General features: G+C 40.5%; 22 protein-coding genes. 12 read left to right on the plus strand and 10 right to left on the minus strand.

The annotated features are described in order from the left end of the window. Positions 1-88 precede the first annotated feature (88 nt). The 7 genes from ACX27_RS05715 (at position 89) to ACX27_RS35160 (ending at position 2,971) form a co-directional block, all read left to right on the plus strand. Positions 89-682 carry a hypothetical protein gene (locus ACX27_RS05715; protein ID WP_062289562.1) on the plus strand — a complete coding sequence of 198 codons (594 nt, stop codon included), beginning with the start codon at positions 89-91 and terminating at the stop codon, positions 680-682. Positions 683-928: 246 nt separating this feature from the next. Beyond that, on the plus strand, positions 929-1,117 hold the full coding sequence (locus tag ACX27_RS33405) for a DUF6888 family protein (protein WP_062289565.1): 189 nt from the start codon (positions 929-931) through the stop codon (positions 1,115-1,117). Continuing rightward, entirely contained in the window at positions 1,114-1,662 is a 549-nt protein-coding gene (locus ACX27_RS33410; RefSeq protein WP_235526516.1) for a DUF6887 family protein, read from the plus strand. The genes ACX27_RS33405 and ACX27_RS33410 overlap by 4 nt, the downstream gene beginning before the upstream one ends. A 100-nt stretch (positions 1,663-1,762) precedes the next feature. Continuing rightward, a complete protein-coding gene (locus tag ACX27_RS05730) occupies positions 1,763-1,981 on the plus strand; it encodes a hypothetical protein (protein ID WP_062289567.1) in 219 nt (72 codons plus the stop codon). Between the two features lie 86 nt (positions 1,982-2,067). After that, on the plus strand, positions 2,068-2,334 hold the full coding sequence (locus ACX27_RS05735) for a type II toxin-antitoxin system PemK/MazF family toxin (RefSeq protein ID WP_062289569.1): 267 nt from the start codon (positions 2,068-2,070) through the stop codon (positions 2,332-2,334). 106 nt (positions 2,335-2,440) lie between these two features. Next, positions 2,441-2,575 (plus strand): hypothetical protein, encoded by a 135-nt coding sequence (locus ACX27_RS34840; RefSeq protein ID WP_256364387.1) that lies wholly within the window; start codon positions 2,441-2,443, stop codon positions 2,573-2,575. Positions 2,576-2,755: 180 nt separating this feature from the next. Further along, positions 2,756-2,971, plus strand: coding sequence for a hypothetical protein (locus ACX27_RS35160; RefSeq protein WP_335337763.1), 216 nt, complete (start codon positions 2,756-2,758; stop codon positions 2,969-2,971). A 390-nt stretch (positions 2,972-3,361) separates the two neighbouring features. Here the strand turns inward: ACX27_RS35160 and ACX27_RS05745 are convergent, their stop codons facing one another. After that, a complete protein-coding gene (locus ACX27_RS05745) occupies positions 3,362-4,462 on the minus strand; it encodes a saccharopine dehydrogenase family protein (RefSeq protein ID WP_062289572.1) in 1,101 nt (366 codons plus the stop codon). Positions 4,463-4,808: 346 nt separating this feature from the next. On the opposite strand from ACX27_RS05745, the gene ACX27_RS05750 reads away from it, so the two are divergent. Next, complete coding sequence (locus ACX27_RS05750; protein WP_062298174.1) at positions 4,809-5,042, plus strand: hypothetical protein; 234 nt, start codon at positions 4,809-4,811, stop codon at positions 5,040-5,042. A 193-nt stretch (positions 5,043-5,235) separates the two neighbouring features. Here ACX27_RS05750 and ACX27_RS05755 read toward each other — a convergent pair whose 3' ends face one another. After that, entirely contained in the window at positions 5,236-5,469 is a 234-nt protein-coding gene (locus ACX27_RS05755) for a Nif11-like leader peptide family natural product precursor (protein WP_062289575.1), read from the minus strand. 473 nt (positions 5,470-5,942) lie between these two features. Continuing rightward, positions 5,943-6,854: a cation diffusion facilitator family transporter gene (locus ACX27_RS05760; RefSeq protein ID WP_062289578.1), complete on the minus strand. Its 912-nt coding sequence runs from the start codon at positions 6,852-6,854 to the stop codon at positions 5,943-5,945. A gap of 235 nt (positions 6,855-7,089) precedes the next feature. Here ACX27_RS05760 and ACX27_RS05765 point away from each other — a divergent pair, with 235 nt between their 5' ends. Next, positions 7,090-8,334 (plus strand): L-lactate MFS transporter, encoded by a 1,245-nt coding sequence (locus ACX27_RS05765; protein ID WP_062289582.1) that lies wholly within the window; start codon positions 7,090-7,092, stop codon positions 8,332-8,334. A gap of 149 nt (positions 8,335-8,483) precedes the next feature. Here the strand turns inward: ACX27_RS05765 and ACX27_RS05770 are convergent, their stop codons facing one another. From ACX27_RS05770 to ACX27_RS05800, 7 genes are all read right to left on the minus strand, one after another. Then, complete coding sequence (locus tag ACX27_RS05770) at positions 8,484-9,572, minus strand: alkene reductase (protein ID WP_062289584.1); 1,089 nt, start codon at positions 9,570-9,572, stop codon at positions 8,484-8,486. 12 nt (positions 9,573-9,584) lie between these two features. Beyond that, the gene (locus ACX27_RS05775) at positions 9,585-10,217 is read right to left on the minus strand and encodes an antibiotic biosynthesis monooxygenase (RefSeq protein ID WP_200929907.1); all 633 of its coding nucleotides are present in this window, start codon (positions 10,215-10,217) and stop codon (positions 9,585-9,587) included. 31 nt (positions 10,218-10,248) lie between these two features. Then, positions 10,249-10,977 carry a nickel/cobalt transporter gene (locus ACX27_RS05780; RefSeq protein WP_083468677.1) on the minus strand — a complete coding sequence of 243 codons (729 nt, stop codon included), beginning with the start codon at positions 10,975-10,977 and terminating at the stop codon, positions 10,249-10,251. A gap of 141 nt (positions 10,978-11,118) precedes the next feature. Then, the gene (locus ACX27_RS05785; RefSeq protein WP_062289587.1) at positions 11,119-11,565 is read right to left on the minus strand and encodes a DUF6640 family protein; all 447 of its coding nucleotides are present in this window, start codon (positions 11,563-11,565) and stop codon (positions 11,119-11,121) included. 286 nt (positions 11,566-11,851) lie between these two features. Further along, positions 11,852-12,484 carry a response regulator gene (locus ACX27_RS05790; protein WP_062289590.1) on the minus strand — a complete coding sequence of 211 codons (633 nt, stop codon included), beginning with the start codon at positions 12,482-12,484 and terminating at the stop codon, positions 11,852-11,854. A 3-nt stretch (positions 12,485-12,487) separates the two neighbouring features. Further along, the gene (locus tag ACX27_RS05795) at positions 12,488-13,249 is read right to left on the minus strand and encodes a sensor histidine kinase (protein ID WP_062289593.1); all 762 of its coding nucleotides are present in this window, start codon (positions 13,247-13,249) and stop codon (positions 12,488-12,490) included. A gap of 88 nt (positions 13,250-13,337) precedes the next feature. Beyond that, complete coding sequence (locus ACX27_RS05800; RefSeq protein ID WP_062289596.1) at positions 13,338-14,834, minus strand: GAF domain-containing protein; 1,497 nt, start codon at positions 14,832-14,834, stop codon at positions 13,338-13,340. Between the two features lie 181 nt (positions 14,835-15,015). Between ACX27_RS05800 and ACX27_RS05805 the strand changes: the two genes are divergently transcribed. The 3 genes from ACX27_RS05805 to ACX27_RS33415 all read left to right on the plus strand — a co-directional run. Continuing rightward, complete coding sequence (locus ACX27_RS05805) at positions 15,016-17,232, plus strand: alkaline phosphatase family protein (protein WP_083468678.1); 2,217 nt, start codon at positions 15,016-15,018, stop codon at positions 17,230-17,232. 933 nt (positions 17,233-18,165) lie between these two features. Further along, positions 18,166-20,190, plus strand: coding sequence for an NACHT domain-containing protein (locus tag ACX27_RS05810; RefSeq protein ID WP_062289602.1), 2,025 nt, complete (start codon positions 18,166-18,168; stop codon positions 20,188-20,190). Continuing rightward, positions 20,183-20,804: pentapeptide repeat-containing protein (locus ACX27_RS33415; protein WP_235526517.1), on the plus strand; the 622-nt coding region annotated here is incomplete at its 3' end. The genes ACX27_RS05810 and ACX27_RS33415, both read left to right, overlap by 8 nt.

A 20,804-nucleotide genomic window follows, 5' to 3' on the forward strand; every position in this document is an offset into this window, starting at 1 on the left:
AGAGGAGAAATTTCTCTACCGTTTTTGTTTTATTGATATTATGGCTAGGCTGTTATGAAGTTTTATAGCAAGCAGTGGACAAAAATTTATGAGGATCAGTCCTTATCCTGGTGATTTCATTCATGGCATTAATTTAGATGATTGGTATCCATGTTCTAATATTGCCTCATCTGGTCGTCTATCTTCTCCAAATTTTCTTGCAATTTCCGATCCTGGCCTTTCAGTATCTTACCTTTGCGTACAAGACCTTCCTATAGAAATTTTGAAAAAAAGTCGTATACCGATGGGTGTTGTATCACCTCGCACCGCTTGGTATGTATCGACTGCTGCTATTATTCGTTCAGGTGGTTATGTTGGAGTTGGTAGTATTGATACAAAGTGGCTTCAAAAATCGGACATAGATAGAAATGTTGCGATTGGTGATATGGAATTAGCTTTCGAGGAAGTACGTCGAAATATTGCACCAAATGCTGTAAGTAGATTGGCTTGTATTTGGGTTGCGGAAAATACATCTATTGGATACGCACATATCCGCTCGATGCTAGGCGCAAATACTTTAATACTAAAAGTAACAATTCCAAGTGCAACTGGTGTGTCAAAAGTTCGATACGCATGGTTGATCTGTACTACACTGATTCCAAGCAAGAGTACATTGAAAAATATTGGCAAGGTGTGCCGCTAGACCCACAAGTTCCAAAGTGGGAATATTTAGTAGATGGAATAGTTGAAGTGAATGATCCTGAAGGGTTAGAAAAAATTCGTAAAGAAGGAGGTCATTTGAGACTACCTTGAAATTTAAGTTGTAGGTCGGGGTAAGCAATAGCGAAACCTAACAAACACGTTACCATTGTTGGGTTTCGTCTCTTAACCTAAGACATATATACTGTTAATTGAAAAATATATAATAAATATACCAAGTACAGGGTACATGGAACCCACAAACGCACAAACTCAAGCACTCTATAGAATTTGTTATCGACTTACTAAAATATATAAAAGTATAGAACTGGTAAGGCTGGACGAACGTACAGGTAATTTATACGTACTTGCTGGAGAAAATATAGAATTCGAGATTGAACCGAGTGGATACTATAAATCATCGGAGGATAAAGCATGACTTTAGCTAAGTATCAAGGTATGAATCGTGATGAACTACGTGATTATGTTCTCAAACACAGAGAAGATACTGAAGCCTTTTATGCCTATGTAGAACTCTCAAAAGCTGAAGGGAAAATGACTTCTATAAATCCAGATGATGAGAATTGGGAAGAAAAAGTCATAGAGGCAATCAGGTACAGTAATAATTCTATTCGTTGGTACTGTGATAATACAGAAAAATATAAAAAACAATCTCAGATAATTACTGAATGGTGGCATAATTTAGATAATAAATTGGTGACAAAATATCATACTGAAAGCATAAAAAATACTGGCATAGCTGGATGGAAACCAGACAAGCTTAATCGACCAGTTAAATTTACAATTACCGAACCAAGTTTAGAAATTGGTCAATTCACTACTTTAGTTAAATACAGAGATGAAGATAACACTATCCATCAACTAGAAGCAGTTGCGATAGAGTTGGATATTGACAAGCAAAACTTGTTTGTTTGGACAACTACATCAGAAGAGGTGTTTATTTTCTCAGCAGAGAAAGCTTAAAGGAGAAGGGTTCAGCATAGGTGATACCTACGGTAAGCTACGCTAACAAAATCAAATACTTGATATCATAAATTGTAAAAAGCTATTCAAACGTTAATTTATGGAAATACCAAAATTTACTTCTGAGATAGAAAACACACAAATTGAGACAAAAGCCATATCTGTAAAACCTCAAACTATCAACAGACGCGAGTTTATGAAGTTGCCATTAGAAGAACGGCGACGCATATTAGCAGAACAAGCCGAGCGAATGTTACTACATTACCAACAAAATAAAGAGTGGCAAGAATTAGAGACAGGAGACTTGCTTGACTACTAGCTCTCCTATACCTAGACGGGGTGATATTTAGCTGGCTAATTTTGACCCAACACTAGGAGCAGAAATCAAAAAAAATCAGACCTGCTGTGGTGGTCAGTTCTGATGGTGTTGGTCAATTACCAATTAAATTAATTGCACCCATAACAGACTGGAAAGAATATTACACTGGCAATATTTGGCACGTCAAAATTGAACCAGACACAACTAATAATCTGACAAAAGTTTCTGCTGTAGATGTTTTACAATTGCGCGGTATGGATGTGCAAAGATTAATTCGCAAAGTTGGAGAATGTTCAAGTGAATTTATGGAAGAAATAGCTACAGCTATTGCTGCGGTAGTTGAATATTTTTGAGCAACTGTTATTGTTTATCTCAGCATTTTGTAATTACTCTAACTGGAGCGATCGCTCACAACATTATTGTAAGCTACGATAAACACAAGCCTATGGTAAAGCAACTATGACGAATACAAAGCCTGTTCGCCGTCGTCATCAAGGTAGAATATTTCCAGAATTTACAGTACCACCAGAAGAGTTAGCTAGACGGGAAGCTGAAAAAAAATGTTCGTGGACAAAAAGCGCGTGTCGTTTTTGATGAGGTTTTTCCGCAATTAATAGATGAACATTACAACTGCTTTATTGTAATTGAACCAAATAGTGGTGATTATTTTGTTGATCCAGATATAGAAATTGCTGAACAAAAAGCACGTCAAAAATATTCTGATGGGTGGCTAGTCACTTTCCGTCTCAATGAAACAGGTGCTTGCGACAGAATATGATTTCAGGCAAGTTTGGGGAAATTGGGGAGCTAATTTTTGAGATAGAGCTAATAGCTGTTGATGGAGAGGAGTATTCGATTGACTTGCTATTAGATACAGGATTTACTACAGGTTGGTTAGCAATTGATATTCAAGATGCTGCAAGCCTGGGATGGAATTTAATTGAACAAAATCGAACTATGCAAATGGCACGGGGTGAGGCGTTTTTTTGATGTCTATGAAGGAAAAGTAAAATTAGATGGACAGGAGTATATAATTCCTGTTTTAGCTGGTAATGGGATTCCTGAGCCTCTGTTGGGTTTACAGTGGTTGAAAATATTGCCTTTATCTGTAAATTTTTTTAGCAGAAATATTGACACTAGGATAAAGGTTGCTGAAAAATAGCTTCACAAATAAGATTCATCTTACTAGAATGTAACTTTGGTGAACTATTAATGATGATATCAACTGTGATTGCGATCGCAGAAGTTGAAAAATTACCAGCAGAAGAACAAAATGCGATCGCTACCCCATTAATAGATAAATATTAAAATGGTTTATTGTAATTAAACCAAGCAGTGATAACTATTTTATTGATTTTAATGAGGATGTTGCTGATGATTTTAGGCAGATTTAGTGAAATGTTCAATTTTAATGCCTCGACTGTCCATCACTTGAGTAAATAAATCTGTTGGTAAGGCATTTTCTACAGGTAAAACTCCAGGTTTATTTAGTTTACCTTCAAGAATTAATTGAGCAACTGTACCTGTACCACAGCCAGTTGCTACAGCAGCATTATCGTGCAGTACAGTAGAAGCATAAACCCCTGTTGAACCGTTCTTTTTGCCTGTAACTTCTGCTCTAACTGCTACACCAATACCGCTAAAAAGATTGGTAAAATCTGTCATTGTATGGCTGACATGAGATAAAAACTCAATCATGCCACGACGCTGCATTAACCATTTAGGAAAAATATGTGCTGCTATCCAAGTCAGATGATTATAGTAATCAGGAAATGAACCAAACTTAGTAATTACATTTTTAACAGTAGGAAAGGCGTAGGGCAATGTGAAGGTTTCTGGCATATCAAACCAGTAAACTCCATTACGTTGATAGTAAGGAAAGTTAACAATTTCTCTTTCACTATAAGGTTTGACTTGCTGCCATTTACCATCTAACCAAGCTTCAAACGGATGCTGCAAGCCTAAAAAAGTTGTTCGCATAACTGTGATACCAGCACCACCAGAACCAGCTACTAAATAATAGAGCTTGATTGTTTCTGCTTCATCAAATTGTTCCACACCCTGGCGCACCATACTGTTAGAAATACCAGGGAAGATGCCTGTATTAATTACTGCTGTAACCCCAGCAGCAACAGCGTCTTCGTGATAACTTAAAGCTTTGCTAGTAAAAGAACGATGGTCACTAACATCTACATAGTTAACGCCTTGTTCAATACATAGTTTCAGAACATTGGCATCGCGGTAGTGAAACGGGCCAGCACAGTGAACGACTAAATCAGAATTAGCGATCGCTTCTCGTAGTTTATCAACTTCCGCCAAGTCTAAAACTAAATACTGCTCTCGTTCTGCCAATGGCAAATTTCTCATCTCTGGAGTACGCCCAGTGATGGTGATTTTAGCTTGCGTATGGTTCGCAATGTCCTGCGCGACACTACTACCAATTCGCCCCCTGCCTCCAAGAATTAAAACGCGGTCTGTCATTACTCCGGTATGGGCAACACTACTTGTATTTGACCAGTTTTTGAGAGTCTTTGCCATCGGTTACAAGTATGACTCGTCTACCAATATAGGAGGATAAGTGTAGCACTTACGCACAAAGATTATCTCTAGAGACTTGGTGTAAGGGTGTAGGGGTGTCATGAATCATTGGTAACTTGTACTGACGAAAGACGAAGGTTTTAATGAATAAATTTTGTTGAATATGTAAATCTAAATATAATTAATAAGTTTTTGTAATATATGAGATTCTGTTAAACTCAATAATTTAAGATTTTCTTTAGATTGTGTCAGCACTGATCTGAGTTCATTTCAGCCAGGAGCGATGGTAATGAAGATGTGCGTTGTCAACTCCAAAATATTACGTCAGTTTTGGGCTGTAGTGGAACAAACCCAAAGCAGTACTCTTCTTGGACTTAACGACAAAGACTTGGTTAAGTTATTGTTAGGACAGATTGAAAGCAACAAAGTCCTAAATTATGAAGAAACTCTGAATTTGACGGATTACATTAATTCTAAGACTTTGCTGATACGTGATTTAGCACAGGCGCGTTCAGCATCATAAATCCAAGACAAAAAGCATATACAAGTGATCTAGGACTTACGCAGTGAGATGGAAAATCAAGGATTTGGACAAGGGTGTAAAGGTGTAGAGGTGTTTGATACATATACCCTTACACCCAATTTCCACAGACAATCTTGGTGTGTAAATCCTGTTTATGTCTTGAGTATAGGCTTTTTGCCTTTTATTTCCCGAACTATCTGGGATTAATATGCCGTCTTGGCCCCCAGCCTGGATTTATGATCGCAGCTAAATCTTCGGGTGATAAATGATCTATTTCATCCTCTAATTCTGCGACTGTGAAATCATAGCCACGTTCTTTCGCCATTTTGACAAATGCTTCGGGATTAGCTGTGGCTTTGAGTTTTTGTTGCAATGCTTGATCTGCTTTGACTGCCTTAAAAAATCTTGCAGCATTTTGTAGTGCCATAATAATTCATCTCCTACAGTAATCTGTTGTGTTTTGTGAAATTATCTGTGTCAGTGGAGAGTAGAGAGTAGGCAAAAGTATTTGTCGGGTATACTTTTTTTCAGAAATTAAATATGAATCGTAATTTGAGAATTTTCGCACTACTTTTAATGTGCATTATTTTTTCTTGAGATGTCTTGTATCCTAAGAAAGAAAAATTAACGACATCTCAGTTTTTTCATACTACTTGTGGCTGATTACCGAAATAGTTAGGACTTACGCATAAAAACGAAAAATCAAGGGTTTTGGCGAGGGTGTAGGGGTACAGGGGTATAGGGGTGTATGTATCTAAAACCCTTCCGCCACACACCCTTACACCCTTACACCCAATCTTCATAGACAATCTTGGTGCGTAAGTCCTGATAGTGCTGAGTGCTGATACCTTTAAACCCTGACACCCAGTCTCTACAAACAATTTTTGTATGTCAGTCCTATTAATGTTGACTCAGACGTTCCAATTCCAAATCGTCCCAAGATGTAGGGTCTTCCACAGGCTCAAGATGAGTAATAACACTGCTTCCTGGTAGTGCTTGAATAATTTTCAATTCAATCTCTTCACATAGATCATGTCCTTGGCGTACTGTCCAGGCTCCTGGTACTAATACGTGAAAGGAAATAAAGCGACGAGTTCCTGCTAATCGAGAGCGCATGGCATGGAACTGGATATTTTGATGTTCGTATTCACTAAATATCTGCCGGATAATTTCTTGTTCTTCTTTTGGTAAAGCCGTGTCTAGTAGTCCAGAAAAGGTTTCTCGCAGTAAATTAAATCCTGCCCAAATAATATTAACTGCTACCAATAGGGCAATGATGGGGTCAAGTACCAACCAACCTGTTACCTGCACCAGCAAAATTCCGAGTATCACACCACCAGAAGTCCAGACATCGGTTAAGAGGTGATGAGCATCTGCTCGCAAGGTAATAGAACGTAAGCGTTTGCCGGCTTTGAGTAAGACAACAGCCACCACACCATTCACTACTGTAGCTACTAATGAAAGCACTAGCCCTAATCCCAGTTGAGTCAGTGGTTCGGGATGCTGCAAGCGTCCCCAAGCTTCTAGAGCAATGCTCATAGCTGCCACAACAATCAATGCGCCTTCAGCACCGCTCGAAAAATACTCGGCTTTAGAATGTCCAAAGGTATGTTCAGCATCGGCGGGTTTCGCTGCATAAGTCAATGCCCATAATGCCACTAGTGCCGCCAGCAAATTTACACATGATTCAATAGCATCAGAAAGTAGCCCTACTGATCCTGTTAGCAGGTAAGCTCCAAACTTTAAACCAATAGTTACAACTGCTGCTGCAATTGATAAAAAAGCGTAGGTGCGGGCTGCTTGGCTACTCATTCAAACTACTTAACTGTGATTGCTAGGTAACTGTAACAAATTTAGCTGTTAGTTTTATCTATCTCCAGACTTTTAGGTTTTTTTAAACACAGGCTGGGAAAACAAGGCAAAAGTTAAAAATAAAAAGTCAAAAGAGAGACTAGGAGATTGTGGGAAAAGCATTAGTTCACATTATTTTCCAGACCAAAAAGTGAGATACTGTTGAAAAAATAATTTCACAGGATAGATGTAATATATGCGGCTTTTTGGTATGCCCGTAGAAAAAGGCAGATGGTTGCTAATTCCTTTAGGTGCAATTGTTTTACTTTGTCTTGGCACTGTTTATTCATGGAGTATTTTTAGAAAACCTCTAGAAAAATTACTGAATATTAATGCAACAGAAAGTTTGTTGCCATTTACGGTTTTGCTAATCATGTTTGCCATATTGATGCCAATTACCGGCTTTTACATTAACCGCTTTGGTTCTCGGACGATTACCGCAGTTGGTGGTGTAATTATGGGACTGGGTTATATTTTGTCGAGTTTGGATGGCAATTTACAATTATTAACTTTTACCTACGGTGCGATCGCTGGTGCGGGTGTAGGTATAGTTTATGGTGTACCGTTGGCTGTAATCGCTAAGTGGTTTCCTGATAAGAAAGGTATTGCAGTGGGTTTAACTGTGATTGGTTTTGGGTTGTCGCCGTTAATTACTGCACCTTTGACGAAAACACTAATTGATGCTTACGGAGTACGGCAAACTTTTGTGATTCTAGGTATAACTTTTACACTGATTATTTTAGCGATCGCCACTGTTTTAAAAACACCGCCTCCAGATTGGAAACCAGCCAATTGGAATCCCAATGTTGCAGTTTCGGGAAGTACAGCACTCACCAATTCCGAGACAATCTTGCAAACACCAGCATTTTATGGTTTGTGGCTGTGCTACACCATCGGCACATTCTCAGGATTGGCAGCAATTGGTATTTCTAGCCCTCTAGCTCAAGAAATCATTAAACTAGATGCAACCACAGCCGCAGGTACAGTTTCTTTATTTGCAGTATTTAATGCTTTAGGTCGGTTGTTTTTTGGGTGGTTTACTGACCGTTTTAGTCCGAAGTTAGCAGCAATTGTTTCTTTTACTTTAGTATTAATTGCATCCTTGATGATGCTAAAAGCTGGTCAAGGAACTGTAGCTACTTATTTAATAGCATTTGCCCTATTTTATTTTTCTTTTGGTGGCTGGTTAGCGATCGCTCCAACCACCACCTTAATTTTGTTCTCCGCCGCCGACTATGCCAAAAATTACGGTGTAGTTTTCACAGCTTATGGCGCAGGTGCATTAGGCGGAACTTTGTTAGCTGGCAGAATTCGAGATATTTTTGGCAGTTATACAGTTTTCTTTTATCCAACAACAGCACTAGCAATTTTAGGAATTGTGTTAGCTGTGTTTATGCTCAAACGTAGTTTTTCTAGTTCTACGATTAGTCAAGCTAATTAGGGTTGAGAGCTTAAGGCTATAGGTGTTTGAAGAACGGAGACAAGGGAGATAGGGGAGACAAGGGGGACAAGGGAGAGATGTTTATCAATGATTTAGGATTGCTATAGGCGCAAAGTGCTGAGTACTTTTTTCTAACTCAGCACTCAGCACTAAGAAGGTAAAAAAGGATAGTCTGTGTAACCTTTTTCATCACCACCATAATATGTATTGCGATCGCCTTGATTTAGGGGTGCATCCAACTGGAAACGTTTGGGTAAGTCGGGATTAGCGAGAAATAATGCACCAAAAGAAATTAAGTCTGCAATGCCATTCGCGATCGCAACATTACCTTTTTGTTTATCGTAACCACCATTGGCAATTAACACACCAGGATATAAAGGGCGAAATTCTGCAACGGGAATTGGTTTACCACCGTGGCGAATATCGGCTGGTGTGGGTTCCATTAAATGCAGATATCCTAAGTTAAGGTTTTTGAGGGCAGCGATCGCATAGCTGAATGTTGATTTTGGATCAGAATCATGGATATCGTTAAATGTGTTGCTGGGGGATAGTTTCACGCCTACCCGTGCTGAACCCCAAACACTACATACTGCTTCTGTGACTTCCAACAGAAATCGCGCCCGATTTTCAATGGAACCACCATAGCGATCGCTGCGTTGATTAGTGCCATCTTGTAAAAACTGATCAATTAAATACCCAAAGGCTCCGTGAATTTCCACACCATCAAAACCAGCTTCTAGGGCATTCTTCGCGCCTTGACGGAATTGATCAATCACACTGGGAATCTCATCTAAATCCAATGGGCGAGGTGTAACAAAGGGTTGATCACCAGTGTAAGTCATGGCTTTACCAGCAGGTGCGATCGCTGAAGGAGCCACAGGTAATGCGCCATCTGCTTGTAAAGAAGGGTGAGAAATGCGTCCTGTATGCCATAGTTGCAAAAAGATTTTGCCACCTGCACTATGTACTGCTCTTGTCACTTCTTCCCAACCTGTAATCTGTGCTTGAGAGTGAATTCCGGGTGTAGCCGGATAACCCAGAGCTTGGGGTGATACTTGCGAACCTTCTGTGACAATTAATCCAGCCGTGGCACGTTGAGCGTAGTATGTAGCATTTAGTAGTGTTGGTGCATTGCCTTCCCCAGCACGATTGCGTGTCATCGGAGCCATCACAATTCGGTTGGGTAATGTGTAGTCACCAAGCTGGATGGGTGAGAATAAATCTTGATTGTTGGTCATGTGTTATGCGTCCTACTTCTTCTTACTCTGAGATGGATAAAGCCAACCTTTAAATAAACGTGTTACCTGGGGCATAATCACCCAAGTCATCAAGGGCATCATAATGCTAATGTTCACCAAACTAGCTATCCAAATAGGTAGCCCACTGGTAATTGGTCTGAGAAAATTCGGCAGAGTTGAAATCACGGGATAAAGACCAACTGCACTGACGATCGCAGTTTTCCATTTGGGTGGCGGTAAGGCGTTGGGAATTTCTGGGAGAGCAAACCAAGCTTCTAGGCTATTGACGCGCATCACCTTGGCTCCATCTACTGTGAGAGCTTCAGCGCGAGCAATCCAACCTTGACAGATTACAGATTCTTCCCACTCTTGTAAATGTTTAGCGGTGTCAAACCGTAAAATTAACTGCCACTCGCCTTTTTTCGTTAGCGGATATAACACATCACTCCCCATATAGCCGGGAAAGGTGCTGGCTGCTAGAATCACGCCTTTGGTTGCTTCCTCAAAAGCTTCTTCTAACCCTGGTTTGACACGCCGAGCGATCGCAATCACACCAGGCGATGGGTATTGACATGGTTCTTTCATAATTTGTAATTTGTAATCCTCAAGCGGCAAAATCACTGCCAAAAATTCTGCCACTGCCATATTGCAAACGTAGTGCCAAACTTTGACTGCCCTAAATCACAGAAATTGCAGTTAATGCTGCACCGATGACAATTACGCCAACAGCACCCACCATCGATAAGTTTTGCAGCAGTTTGGCACTGTTGGGTAAATGATCTATCCATTGATGGGCATAAACAACAACCAAACCAATTGCAACCAACACCGATGCTAATCCGAAGCTAAATGCACTAACTAACACTACACCGTAAGCCGCTTGATGCAGAGCGATCGCACTCAATAATAAAACCAGTGCCGATGGACAAGGTACAATACCTCCAGCAATTCCTAATGCAATCAGCGATTTGGTTGGTGAATGATGGTGATGATGATGCTTATGTGTATGTTCAGGAGTAGTAAGGCGTTCATCTAAAAGCCAAAAACCAACTCCGCATACAGTTAGACCACTGAGCAAACCGAGAATTGGATATAGTGTTTCCGGCAAGACATACTGTGCAGCCACCAAAGCCGCAAGTCCCAAGATAAAAACTCCTAATGTATGAGTAATAGTGGTGACAAGTCCCAATACTAGCGCCTGTTTTGGTGTTCCCTGTGAACCGACAAGATAAGCCGCCACCATTGTTTTGCCATGTCCTGGTGAAAAGGCGTGTCCGGCTCCAAATAAAAAGGCTATACCCAATCCAGTGATGATCAAACTTGGAGTGAGCTGTTGGTGAATCAAGATTTTGGTATAAAATTCGCTATGTCCAATATGAGCCAGTACTAGCAATCCAGGTAGCACAAGGGTACTCCAAAAATAAATTATCGAAGTAGAATTCAGTATAAATTCTGTACGAAGCCGCGAATGAATAGATGGTGAAACACCACGCTAAATTGAAGATTTAGTGTTAATTGTCATTCCCTACCTCCACATCTGAACCAGCTAGATAATTTTTGTAGATGTCTTGGGGCTACTGCGGTAGAGCCAGTAACCAATTGCCGCTAAGATTTCGTTAATGGTAGCAACGACAACGTTAGGATAAATTGGTATCCCAACAATTACGGGTAGGGGTTCATCCGGTAATGCACTCAAATCAGTACCGGGAACTAGTAAGGTTGTGAAGAAAAAAGGTGTCCAGAAAAGTACAGGAACTAAAGTTGCCACAGTGACACTGATATCTGGTTCTGGCGATCGCCTCCACAGTAACCAAAGAGCAACTACCGATAAACTACTAAGTAGCCACAACATCACTACATCATGAAATCGGGCATGAGGTACCCAAGTGGGATTGAAGATATGGGTGGCATTCCAATCCACTGCTACAGAAACCACTGCTGTATTCAGAATTACAACTGAAAGCAAAATCCGGCTCAGTTTTTGTTTTGACATGATATTACTATGTCTAAATTCTCTTCTTCGGTATAGAAACTAACACCAAAACCCCGAACATCACTCTTGGTATGGCTTTCAACATCTATGGTTTACTTTATAAAATCAGTTAACATTTGTCCCTAGTCCAAAGTTGAAGTTTTACATAGACCACAAGGTGAGTTGATGACTAACTAAGAGATAGGGATATGACCTTAACTTTTGGCTAGTGGAAAAAGTGTGAAGTATGAAATGAAGAAAATTGTGTAGTCATTCTATTTCACGAATAGTAATGATATAAATTCATTTATTGCAAAGTGACAATTCCGCGTTTGAGGGCGGTGATGACGGCTTGAATGCGATCGCTTACGCCCAGTTTACTGAGAATATGATTGACGTGATATTTTACAGTGCCTTCGGAAATCTGCAATACCGCCGCAATTTCTTGGTTGGTTTTCCCTGTGGACATCAACCGAATCACTTCTAGTTCCCGACTGCTGAGTTGCAATATCCCCACTCGTTCGGCTAATTTAGCGCCGACGGATGTGGGAATGTATTTTTGTCCGGTGTTGACGATGCGAATTGCTAAGAGTAATTCATCTGGTTCTGCATCTTTGAGTAAATAACCCTTCGCCCCAGCTTTCAACCCACGATAAATATCTTCGTCGCCGTCGTAGGTGGTGAGGACAATAATGTTAGCATTGGCAAATTCACTACATATAGTAGTAATTGCTGCTACGCCGTCCATTTCTGGCATTCGCAAATCCATTAAGGTGACATCAGGTTGCAGTTGACGAAATATCTCTACTGCTTGATATCCATTAGAAACTTGTCCGACAACTGTCATATCTGATTCGCGATCAATCATGGCGGCTAAACCTTGACGCACGACGGGATGATCATCAACTATCAAGATGCGGATGGGGTGGTTGTCAGTCATGGTTTAGTCTCGACGAATCAGGATGGTAATTTCTGTGCCTGGTTGTGGCAAACTTTTAATGGTTAACTGGGCTTTGATGCGATCGCTTCTTTCTTTGATTCCCATCAAGCCAAAACCTTTAACAACAGCTAAACTTTCTGGTGCAAATCCCTTACCATTGTCTTTCACCCTTAAAATAAACTGCGTCGGTTCATACACCAATTCAATCACAATTTTGCTGGCGAACGCATGTTTAATGGCGTTTGTCAATGCTTCTTGGCCGATGCGTAACAAGTTATTTTCAACATCGACTGTTAAGGGATAAGCGTCCCCAATCACTTTGCAGATAATCTGAGTATCAATCACCGCCGACATCTGCGTTACTAAGTGATGAAAAGCTGTAGGTAAATTTTGCGTTTCTAAAATTTGGGGACGTAAAGCATTTACCGAACGCCTCGCTTCGGCTAAACCTTCTCGCGCTAGTTCTCTGGCTTGGGTGATGTGTTCTTGGACTTCTGGTAAATCTTGGGGGATGATGCGGGAAGCTGCACCCAATTGGACAATCACACCAGTGAAGGCTTGCGCTAAAGTATCATGAATTTCTCTAGCCATCCGGTTGCGTTCTTCTAAAATTGCGGCTTGACGACTTTGTTCAGCAAGAGAAGTTAAATGGATGGCTAAGGTGGCTTGCTGTGCTAAGGCGATAATTAATTCAATATTTGCAGGTAAACTAGTTCTGGGTTCTCGAAAACACAAACCAATGAATCCCAAGGGGCGATCGCCCAAAATTAAAGGTACACGTACAATGGAACGATGTCCTTGAGCGCGATGCCATTTAATTCTTGCGCCGAGCAGTTTCTTGTTATCTTCAACATTAAAAAAAAATTACCTCGCCTTTAAATAGCGCCTCTTGCCAATAAGAAAAAATATTTGCGGAAATTGGCAGGCGAAATTGCACAAATTCTGGATCTGTGTGAATTGGAATCACTTTACCTTCTCTGACATAACGTTTCATCAAACTCGTGTTAGTTGATGCGTCATACAGAAACAAAGCGGCGGCATAAGATTGAGCTTGGGCGGATGCTTCTAGTAAAATATGTTCCCAGAAGGTTTCTAAATCTGGTTCATCTGCCAATCGATTCACACAACCACGCAGTGATTCATTGGCTCTGACTAATTCTGCAACTCGTTTTTCTACAGTACTGGCGCGTTCTTGAATGAGATGTGCAACCAATTGTTTGCGGTGCAGTGCGGCTCCAATTCCCTCCGCCGCAGTGGTGAGGACATCCATTTCTTGCTGATTCCAATGGCGCGGTGTGACACAATCATCAAAAGCCACACAACCGATGTAGCGCCCTTCGATGAATAAGGGTACACCTCCAGATGATTTAATGTTTAGTGATTGGAATTGCTCTTTGATGGGATGGGGTAAGTTATCTACTAAATGCCAGATGGAACGACCTGCATATAGTTCTCGCAGTAAAAATTCGGCATCATCATTATCAATAATTGCCATTGTTGGATGATGAATTTGAGCAGAAATACCTCCAGCTACCCATTCGTAAGTGACGCAGTGTTGTAATTTGTGAGTGGTTGGGTTTTGGCGTTCGAGGATGACTTGCACGCGACTAATTTTGGCAACTTCACCAATGGCTTGTAAAGCTTGAGGAATTGCCACATCAATATCTTCTGTGTCTAAGAGATTTTTGGTAACTTGAGCAACTACAGAAAGTAAGCGATCGCGTTGTTGTAATTCTTGGTTAACTTTTGCTAATTCTTCCGTGCGTTTTTGCTCGGTTTGGCGGATACGTTGACGCTGAATAGCACTACCAATACAAGCGGCGGCAGTTTTTAACAATGTTAATTCGGCAGTACTAGTGTGTTTGACTTGACGACAGTGATCAAAACTCAAAACTCCCCAAAATAGTTCTTCGACAAAAATCGGTACAGCGAACAATGCTTTCACGCCCAGAACAGCTTGTCCACTGCGAAACGGTTCTGGCATTTCTTCTAGCAAACAGCTAATACTTTTACCTGCTTGCAGCCGTTGATACCATTCCTCAATCCCGGCGTAGGTTCCTTGGGCTGAAGTGGGATGGGAGATTTGAGCAATGATATTCGGTGCATTCCATTCATACAATGATCGCCAACCTGGTAAAGTCGCTGATGGAATGGGAAAATGTTCAATCACACCCAAGCGATCGCAATCTAAACTTTCTCCCATCACTTGCAAAGCCGTCTTCACCGCTTCATCAAAGTTATCAATGCTAAGTAAAGCATTCACCGCTATTGCTGTGGCTTCTAAAATGCGATCGCCCAAGTGAGAGCGCATTCCATTGTTATTTTCTCCCAAATGGTTCGGCGCTGGCAATTGTCCCTGATCTCCCTTATCTACCTTGTCTCTCCTCTCTCCCTTGTCTATTCACCTATCAAACCAGATTCTGATAGAATTCTTGGCTTAAAATTTTCATAGTCTTTCGTTAACGTACCGTCAATAAATTTGATCTGCAATCATCCCAAACAAATGACGGTCGCAGACTAACGGAGGACAAGTGAGCAAGTATTTAAAATTTTATGGCATAAATCAAACATGGCAGTGGCTAAGGCAGACTTTTAGACATAAGTTATTTTTCCGCCTGTCTGCAATAATGCTGGTGACTGTTTTCTTGAGTTTTGGTGTGCATTCTCTCGCATCTCAACCAGCATCAAATACACCAAGCCCCAAAGTAATTTTAATTTCTCTTGATGGTGCCACACCAGATTTTGTCGAGCAGTACTTAAGAGATGGTGTATTAAATCGCCGCCAGGGATTGGGATTACTCAGAAGACAAGGTGTTTATGCTGAAAGAAATATTACTTGCAGTGCTTCTTTAACTGCGGCTTGTCACGTAGCCATTGGCACAGGTTCCACTGCTGCTCGCAACGATATTAACTCTAATACATTCCATTTAGTCGCCAGTCCCTTTACCTCTAACATTAGTGGTTTTGGCGCACCAATTGGCGGTTATTCCACAATCGGCCCTAGCGCCAGTGTACAACCAACGGCGGAACCAATTTGGGTCGGGCTTCAGCGCAATGGTAAGCAAGTGGTGGCGGCTACATTTCCCGGTGCAGATGGAGTTGATGTGCGCGTCCCCGGTTTGACTAATAGTCCAATTATTCAACCAGCCAGCACCAGAACTGTATCTTACACCGTTCCCTTTGGGGCATTTGCTGGAACAGGTGCGAGGGGTTTTAGTTTAACTACTGCTAACTTTAGTTCTGCTGCTAGTTTGATAGTGACACAATTGAATAACGCAGGCAGAATTTCTTACAGTCCGATTTTACAAGCAAGTTTAAATGATCAGTTTACTGTTGGTGGTGTCAATTATGATATTCAAGTTGCGGCACTAGATACAACTAACGATCGCCGCACCAACTACGATACATTAGTATTTTTTGATGCTCAAATTGGCATTCCCACAGGTATTTTTAGTTTACCTGCAACTGGCCCGGCTTATGTGAAAGCGAGCGATCGCAAATCTAGTTTATTTTATCTCGAAGGCAGTTCTAATCAAGCAGGTACAGCATTTTACGTCAGCAATCTTGCGCCAGACTTGAGTACTGTTCGCATTGCACGTTATTCTGCAAATGCAATTCCTCGCAATCCCGGAGTACAAACCAGTGTCGATGATATCCTGACTCATGTTGGTTTTTGGTCTCCCCAAGCTGATTTCCGCATTCCAGAACGCCTCAGCCCAGGATTTACCACTTTCCCTGACAGTGAATTAGAAGCAATTTACGAAGACCAAGTACAACTGTTTGTCGATTATCAAACTCGACTAGCATTGAGAGCCATTAACAAAAATCCCAATGCAGATTTAGTCATGGTTTATATTGAACAACCAGATGGCTCAGAACACCAATTTTTATTAACTGATTCCCGTCAACCTAGTGATCCGACAAATCCATTATCGATTGGCGCTAGACAAGATAAAGCCAAAGTGGCGCGATATAGAACTTACGTACAAGTCGGTTATCAAGCTGCTAACAATGCCGTTCAGCGCATCATCGACGCAGTGGGGACAAATCGCCAAAGTACACCCAACAGTAACATTTTAGTTGTTTCCGATCACGGCTTTGCTCCCTTCCACACAGCCGTTAACTTAAATAACTACCTCAGAAATCGCGGCTTTGACTTAACTAAAGTCCGCGCTGTCACATCAGGGCCAGCCGCCAACATTTATATTAATCTGCAAGGACGTGAACCAAACGGTGTTGTCAGTCGTGCGGAATATATTACTTTACAACAGCAACTAATCACAGCATTGCGAGAATTGCTTGATACCAATCCTAATTACGTCCGGGGAAGACAACAAGCAGTCTTTGACTTAATTTACCCCCGCCCATTACCCAGCGATGTCAACGATCCAAAATTTGGCTTGGGTACAAGCGAATTTGTTGGTCAAGATACTGGTGATGTGTTTGCAATCATGCGATCGGGATACAACTTTGACGGTACACAAAGCCCCATCGTCACCCGTTTAGGAGACAATGATAATTCTGTATTTTCTGTACCAAATTTTTACGGGGCGCATGGTTATGATCCTACAATACCAAGTCTCAGTGCCATCTTTTATGCTGCTGGCCCTGACATTCAGCGTCGTGGTAATATTGGCAGAATTCGCAATATTGATATTGCACCAACCATCAACAGTTTACTAAACGTTCCCTCCGCTCCCACAGTTCAAGGACGAGCTTTAAATATTCAGGGAAGAGGCGACAGCTAACAGGTTATAAAAAAGTAAGTTGGGTAGAGCGATCGCTCCACTCAACTTACAACAATTTAGTTGCAATTAAGTAGCTAAAAAAACTTTTTCTATCTTAAAGGTTGTTTGAAAAGTGGTTGGTTGTGTATATCGGCACTTATAGATCCCCCCAACCCCCCTTAAAAAGGGGGGCTAAGAGCCTCTTCAAGTCCCCCTTTTTAAGGGGGATTTAGGGGGATCTAAAATTATTTGATACACCACCAGAGACTTTTCAAACATCCTCTCATACCCCTACTGTATACACAGGTTCAATTAGTAATCTCTTCTTTCTCTTTGCGCTCTTTGCGCTCTTTGCGGTTCGTTCAAAAAATTGACTTGAACCAATAGTTTAAGACTTAAATAAACTGTATTGCCTTATATTTTGTTCTTTAAAAGACTTCTCATGATGAATTAATAAGTAAGCCCAGCGCATTAACAATGTAAGGCGACGCATTCACAATGTGACTTGGTAGATTAACAATGTGAGGCAACGCATTCACAATATGATTTGGTACATTCATAGTGTAAGCCAACCCATTAACAATGTAACTGAGTGAATTTACAATGTGAGGCTATATTATGACATTGCTGATTAAACAACTAGTACAGCGCGGCGTAAATTGACATTTGCAGAGGAGTTGCTAAAAGGCTTGTGGTATGACTATTCTTTCTTTTTCCTTTTGACTTTGTACTTTTGCCTTGTTGTACTAATGTTGTGTATATATAAGTAGTGAGACACAATTAATTACACAATGTCATTGCAAATAGAGCGAAGCAGAACTTAGACAAAAAGCGGCTTCCCGAATGGTAGCGATCGCAAAAGGTGAGATTGTTTCGCTACACTCGCAATGATTGTAAATATTTTTGTCTACTTACTTACAAATTAAATGTCTTTACCAGCACTACCCAACACCTATGAGTAAAAGACCTGGGATTCTCATTACCAAGCCTATCGGTATTTTAAACAAAGATATTAATGTTGATTGGCGGAGTTTCTTTACAGGAATTATTAAAGTTGGAGCGAATGCGGCTACTGCTAATTGGGGGAACTTACCAGAGAATATTGTTGATATTGGTGCAGCCGTTGGGTTAGCCAAAGAACCAGGAGAACTTGCTTGGGTGTTGATTTTTCAGTCTCTCATCAAAACAATGGCTAGTTTAGTCGAAGACAATCAAGATTTAATCCTACAAGCTAACAAACATCAAGAAGTCAACCTTGATGATTTAAAAATAATTTCAGAACATCGCCTCAGCCAATCTTTAGAAAAACTCGACCAAGAAGAAATTACTATTTACCAAGACTTTTTTGAAAATCCCCAAGACTTATCTATTGTTGCAGCTATTAAAACTCCTTTTGCTGAGTGGTTACAAAGTTTAAATCTCAACCAAGCACAATCAGAAGCTATCAGTCAACGTTTACCAATTCAGTTTATCTCGGCGTTGCATGAAGAATGGGCAAATAATTCTGATAAATATGCTCGTTTACAAGCAGAACTAGACACTCCATTTATTAAAGCAGTAGAACGAGAAGCTAAACGGGAACTTTCTTGGCGACGTTATTTTGCTTGGCTGCAAAACCAAATTAATCAAAGAATGTTTGATGAAGTTTTTACCTTGCAGCAAGTTTATATATCATTGCGTGCTTATTATGAAGAACGTAACGATGAAAAAAGAGAACAAAAAATTCAAAAAGTTGTTGTTGATTTAGACACAGAGCTTCAAACTTGGCTAGATGCAGCTAACCCTAAAGATGCTATTCGGGTTATTAGTGGTAGTCCAGGCAGTGGTAAATCATCTTTTACTAAAATATTTGCTGCTAAACAGGCAAAAACTTGGTTAAGCAAAGAAACTAATCAACCAAAAGTTTATGTTTTATTTATTCCTCTACACTTGTTTAATCCAGAAGGTGATTTAGTTACTGAAATTGGCAAATTTATCAACTCAATGCGACGAGATACACCTCTGTCATCTAATCCATTAGAGCAAGATAATTTTGTGCCAAGGTTGCTAATTATATTTGATGGTTTAGATGAACTATCAATGCAAGGAAAACTAGGCGCTGATGTTGCTCAAAAATTTGTAAGCGAAGTCAGAGGAGAAGTAACTAGAGCAAACACCAGTCAGACTCGTTTGCAAGTTTTAATTAGTGGTCGAGAATTAGTAGTCCAAAATAACAGCAGTGAGTTTCGCAAAGAAAAACAAATCTTGTATATTCTGCCTTATTTAATAGAGGAGGCACAAAAAACTGATTACGTTGATGAAAAGAAATTGTTAGATGAAGACCAAAGACATTTGTGGTGGCGTTCTTACGGTTCAGCTAGTAATCGCGGATATGATGGTTTACCAACAGAATTAGACAAAGGCCAGTTGCGAGAAATTACTGCTCAACCTTTGCTAAATTATTTAGTTGCTTTAAGTTATGACCAAGATCAGTCATTCCTTTCTGAAAATAGTAACCTCAATGATATTTACGCATCTTTATTAACGCGAGTTTATCGGCGAGTTTGGGCTGATGATAATCCGCATATTAGGGGCGTTGAGGAGGAAGATTTTATCAGAATCCTAGAAGGTATTGCTATTGCGGCGTGGCATGGAGGTGATGGACGCACCACAACAGTTAAAAAAATCGAAAGTCTTTGTGAACAGGAGATTCTCAAACGTGTTTTAGATGTTTTTAAAGCTTCAGATAGCAAAGCTGGTATAACTCGTCTGTTAACTGCTTTTTATTTCCGTAAGAGTGGGTATAAACAAGATGAAGAAACTTTTGAATTTACGCATAAAAGCTTTGGTGAGTATCTAACTGCAAGGCGTATAGTCTGGGAAGTAAAACGCCTGTATGAAATGCAAGAACTGAGTAAAAAAAAATTCATATATAACCTGGACAGAAAAAGATGCTTTAAAAAAGTGGGCAGAGCTTTTTGGTTCAACTGCTATGGATAATTACCTCTTTCAGTTCGTGATTAATGAAATTCGTTTACAGCAAGATAAAGATAAAGTTGATGTTGGCAAATGGCAAGAGATGTTGTGCAGCTTAATTGGTTTTATGCTACGTCACGGAATGCCGATGGAACTTTTGCCGGAAATCAAAAGCTTTCATCAAGCCAATCAACAAGCACGTAACGCAGAAGAAGCATTATTAGTTGTTTTAAATGCTTGCGCTAGGGTGACGCAAAAGATTTCCAAGATTGAATGGCCTGATCTTGAAACTTCTGAAGTATCTGAAAAACCAAAAGCCTCTAATGCTTTTGGGGCTTGGATTTCTCGTTTACATGGGCAACGAGTTAGTTGGGGTGCTGATGTATTGTGCTTAGATTGTCTCAGTTTTTTAGATTTACAAAACTGTATTTTAGTTGCGAAAGATTTTTTGTGGGCAAATCTTCAAGGGGCGAATCTTTACGAGGCGAATCTTTACGAGGCGAATCTTTACGAGGCGAATCTTCAACGGGCGATTCTTCAACGGGCGATTCTTCAACGGGCGATTCTTCAACGGGCGATTCTTCAACGGGCGATTCTTCAACGGGCGAATCTTCAAGTGGCGAATCTTGAAGGGCGAA

Origin of the sequence: Nostoc piscinale CENA21 (genome assembly GCF_001298445.1) — a bacterium.
GTDB lineage: Bacteria > Cyanobacteriota > Cyanobacteriia > Cyanobacteriales > Nostocaceae > Nostoc_B > Nostoc_B piscinale_A.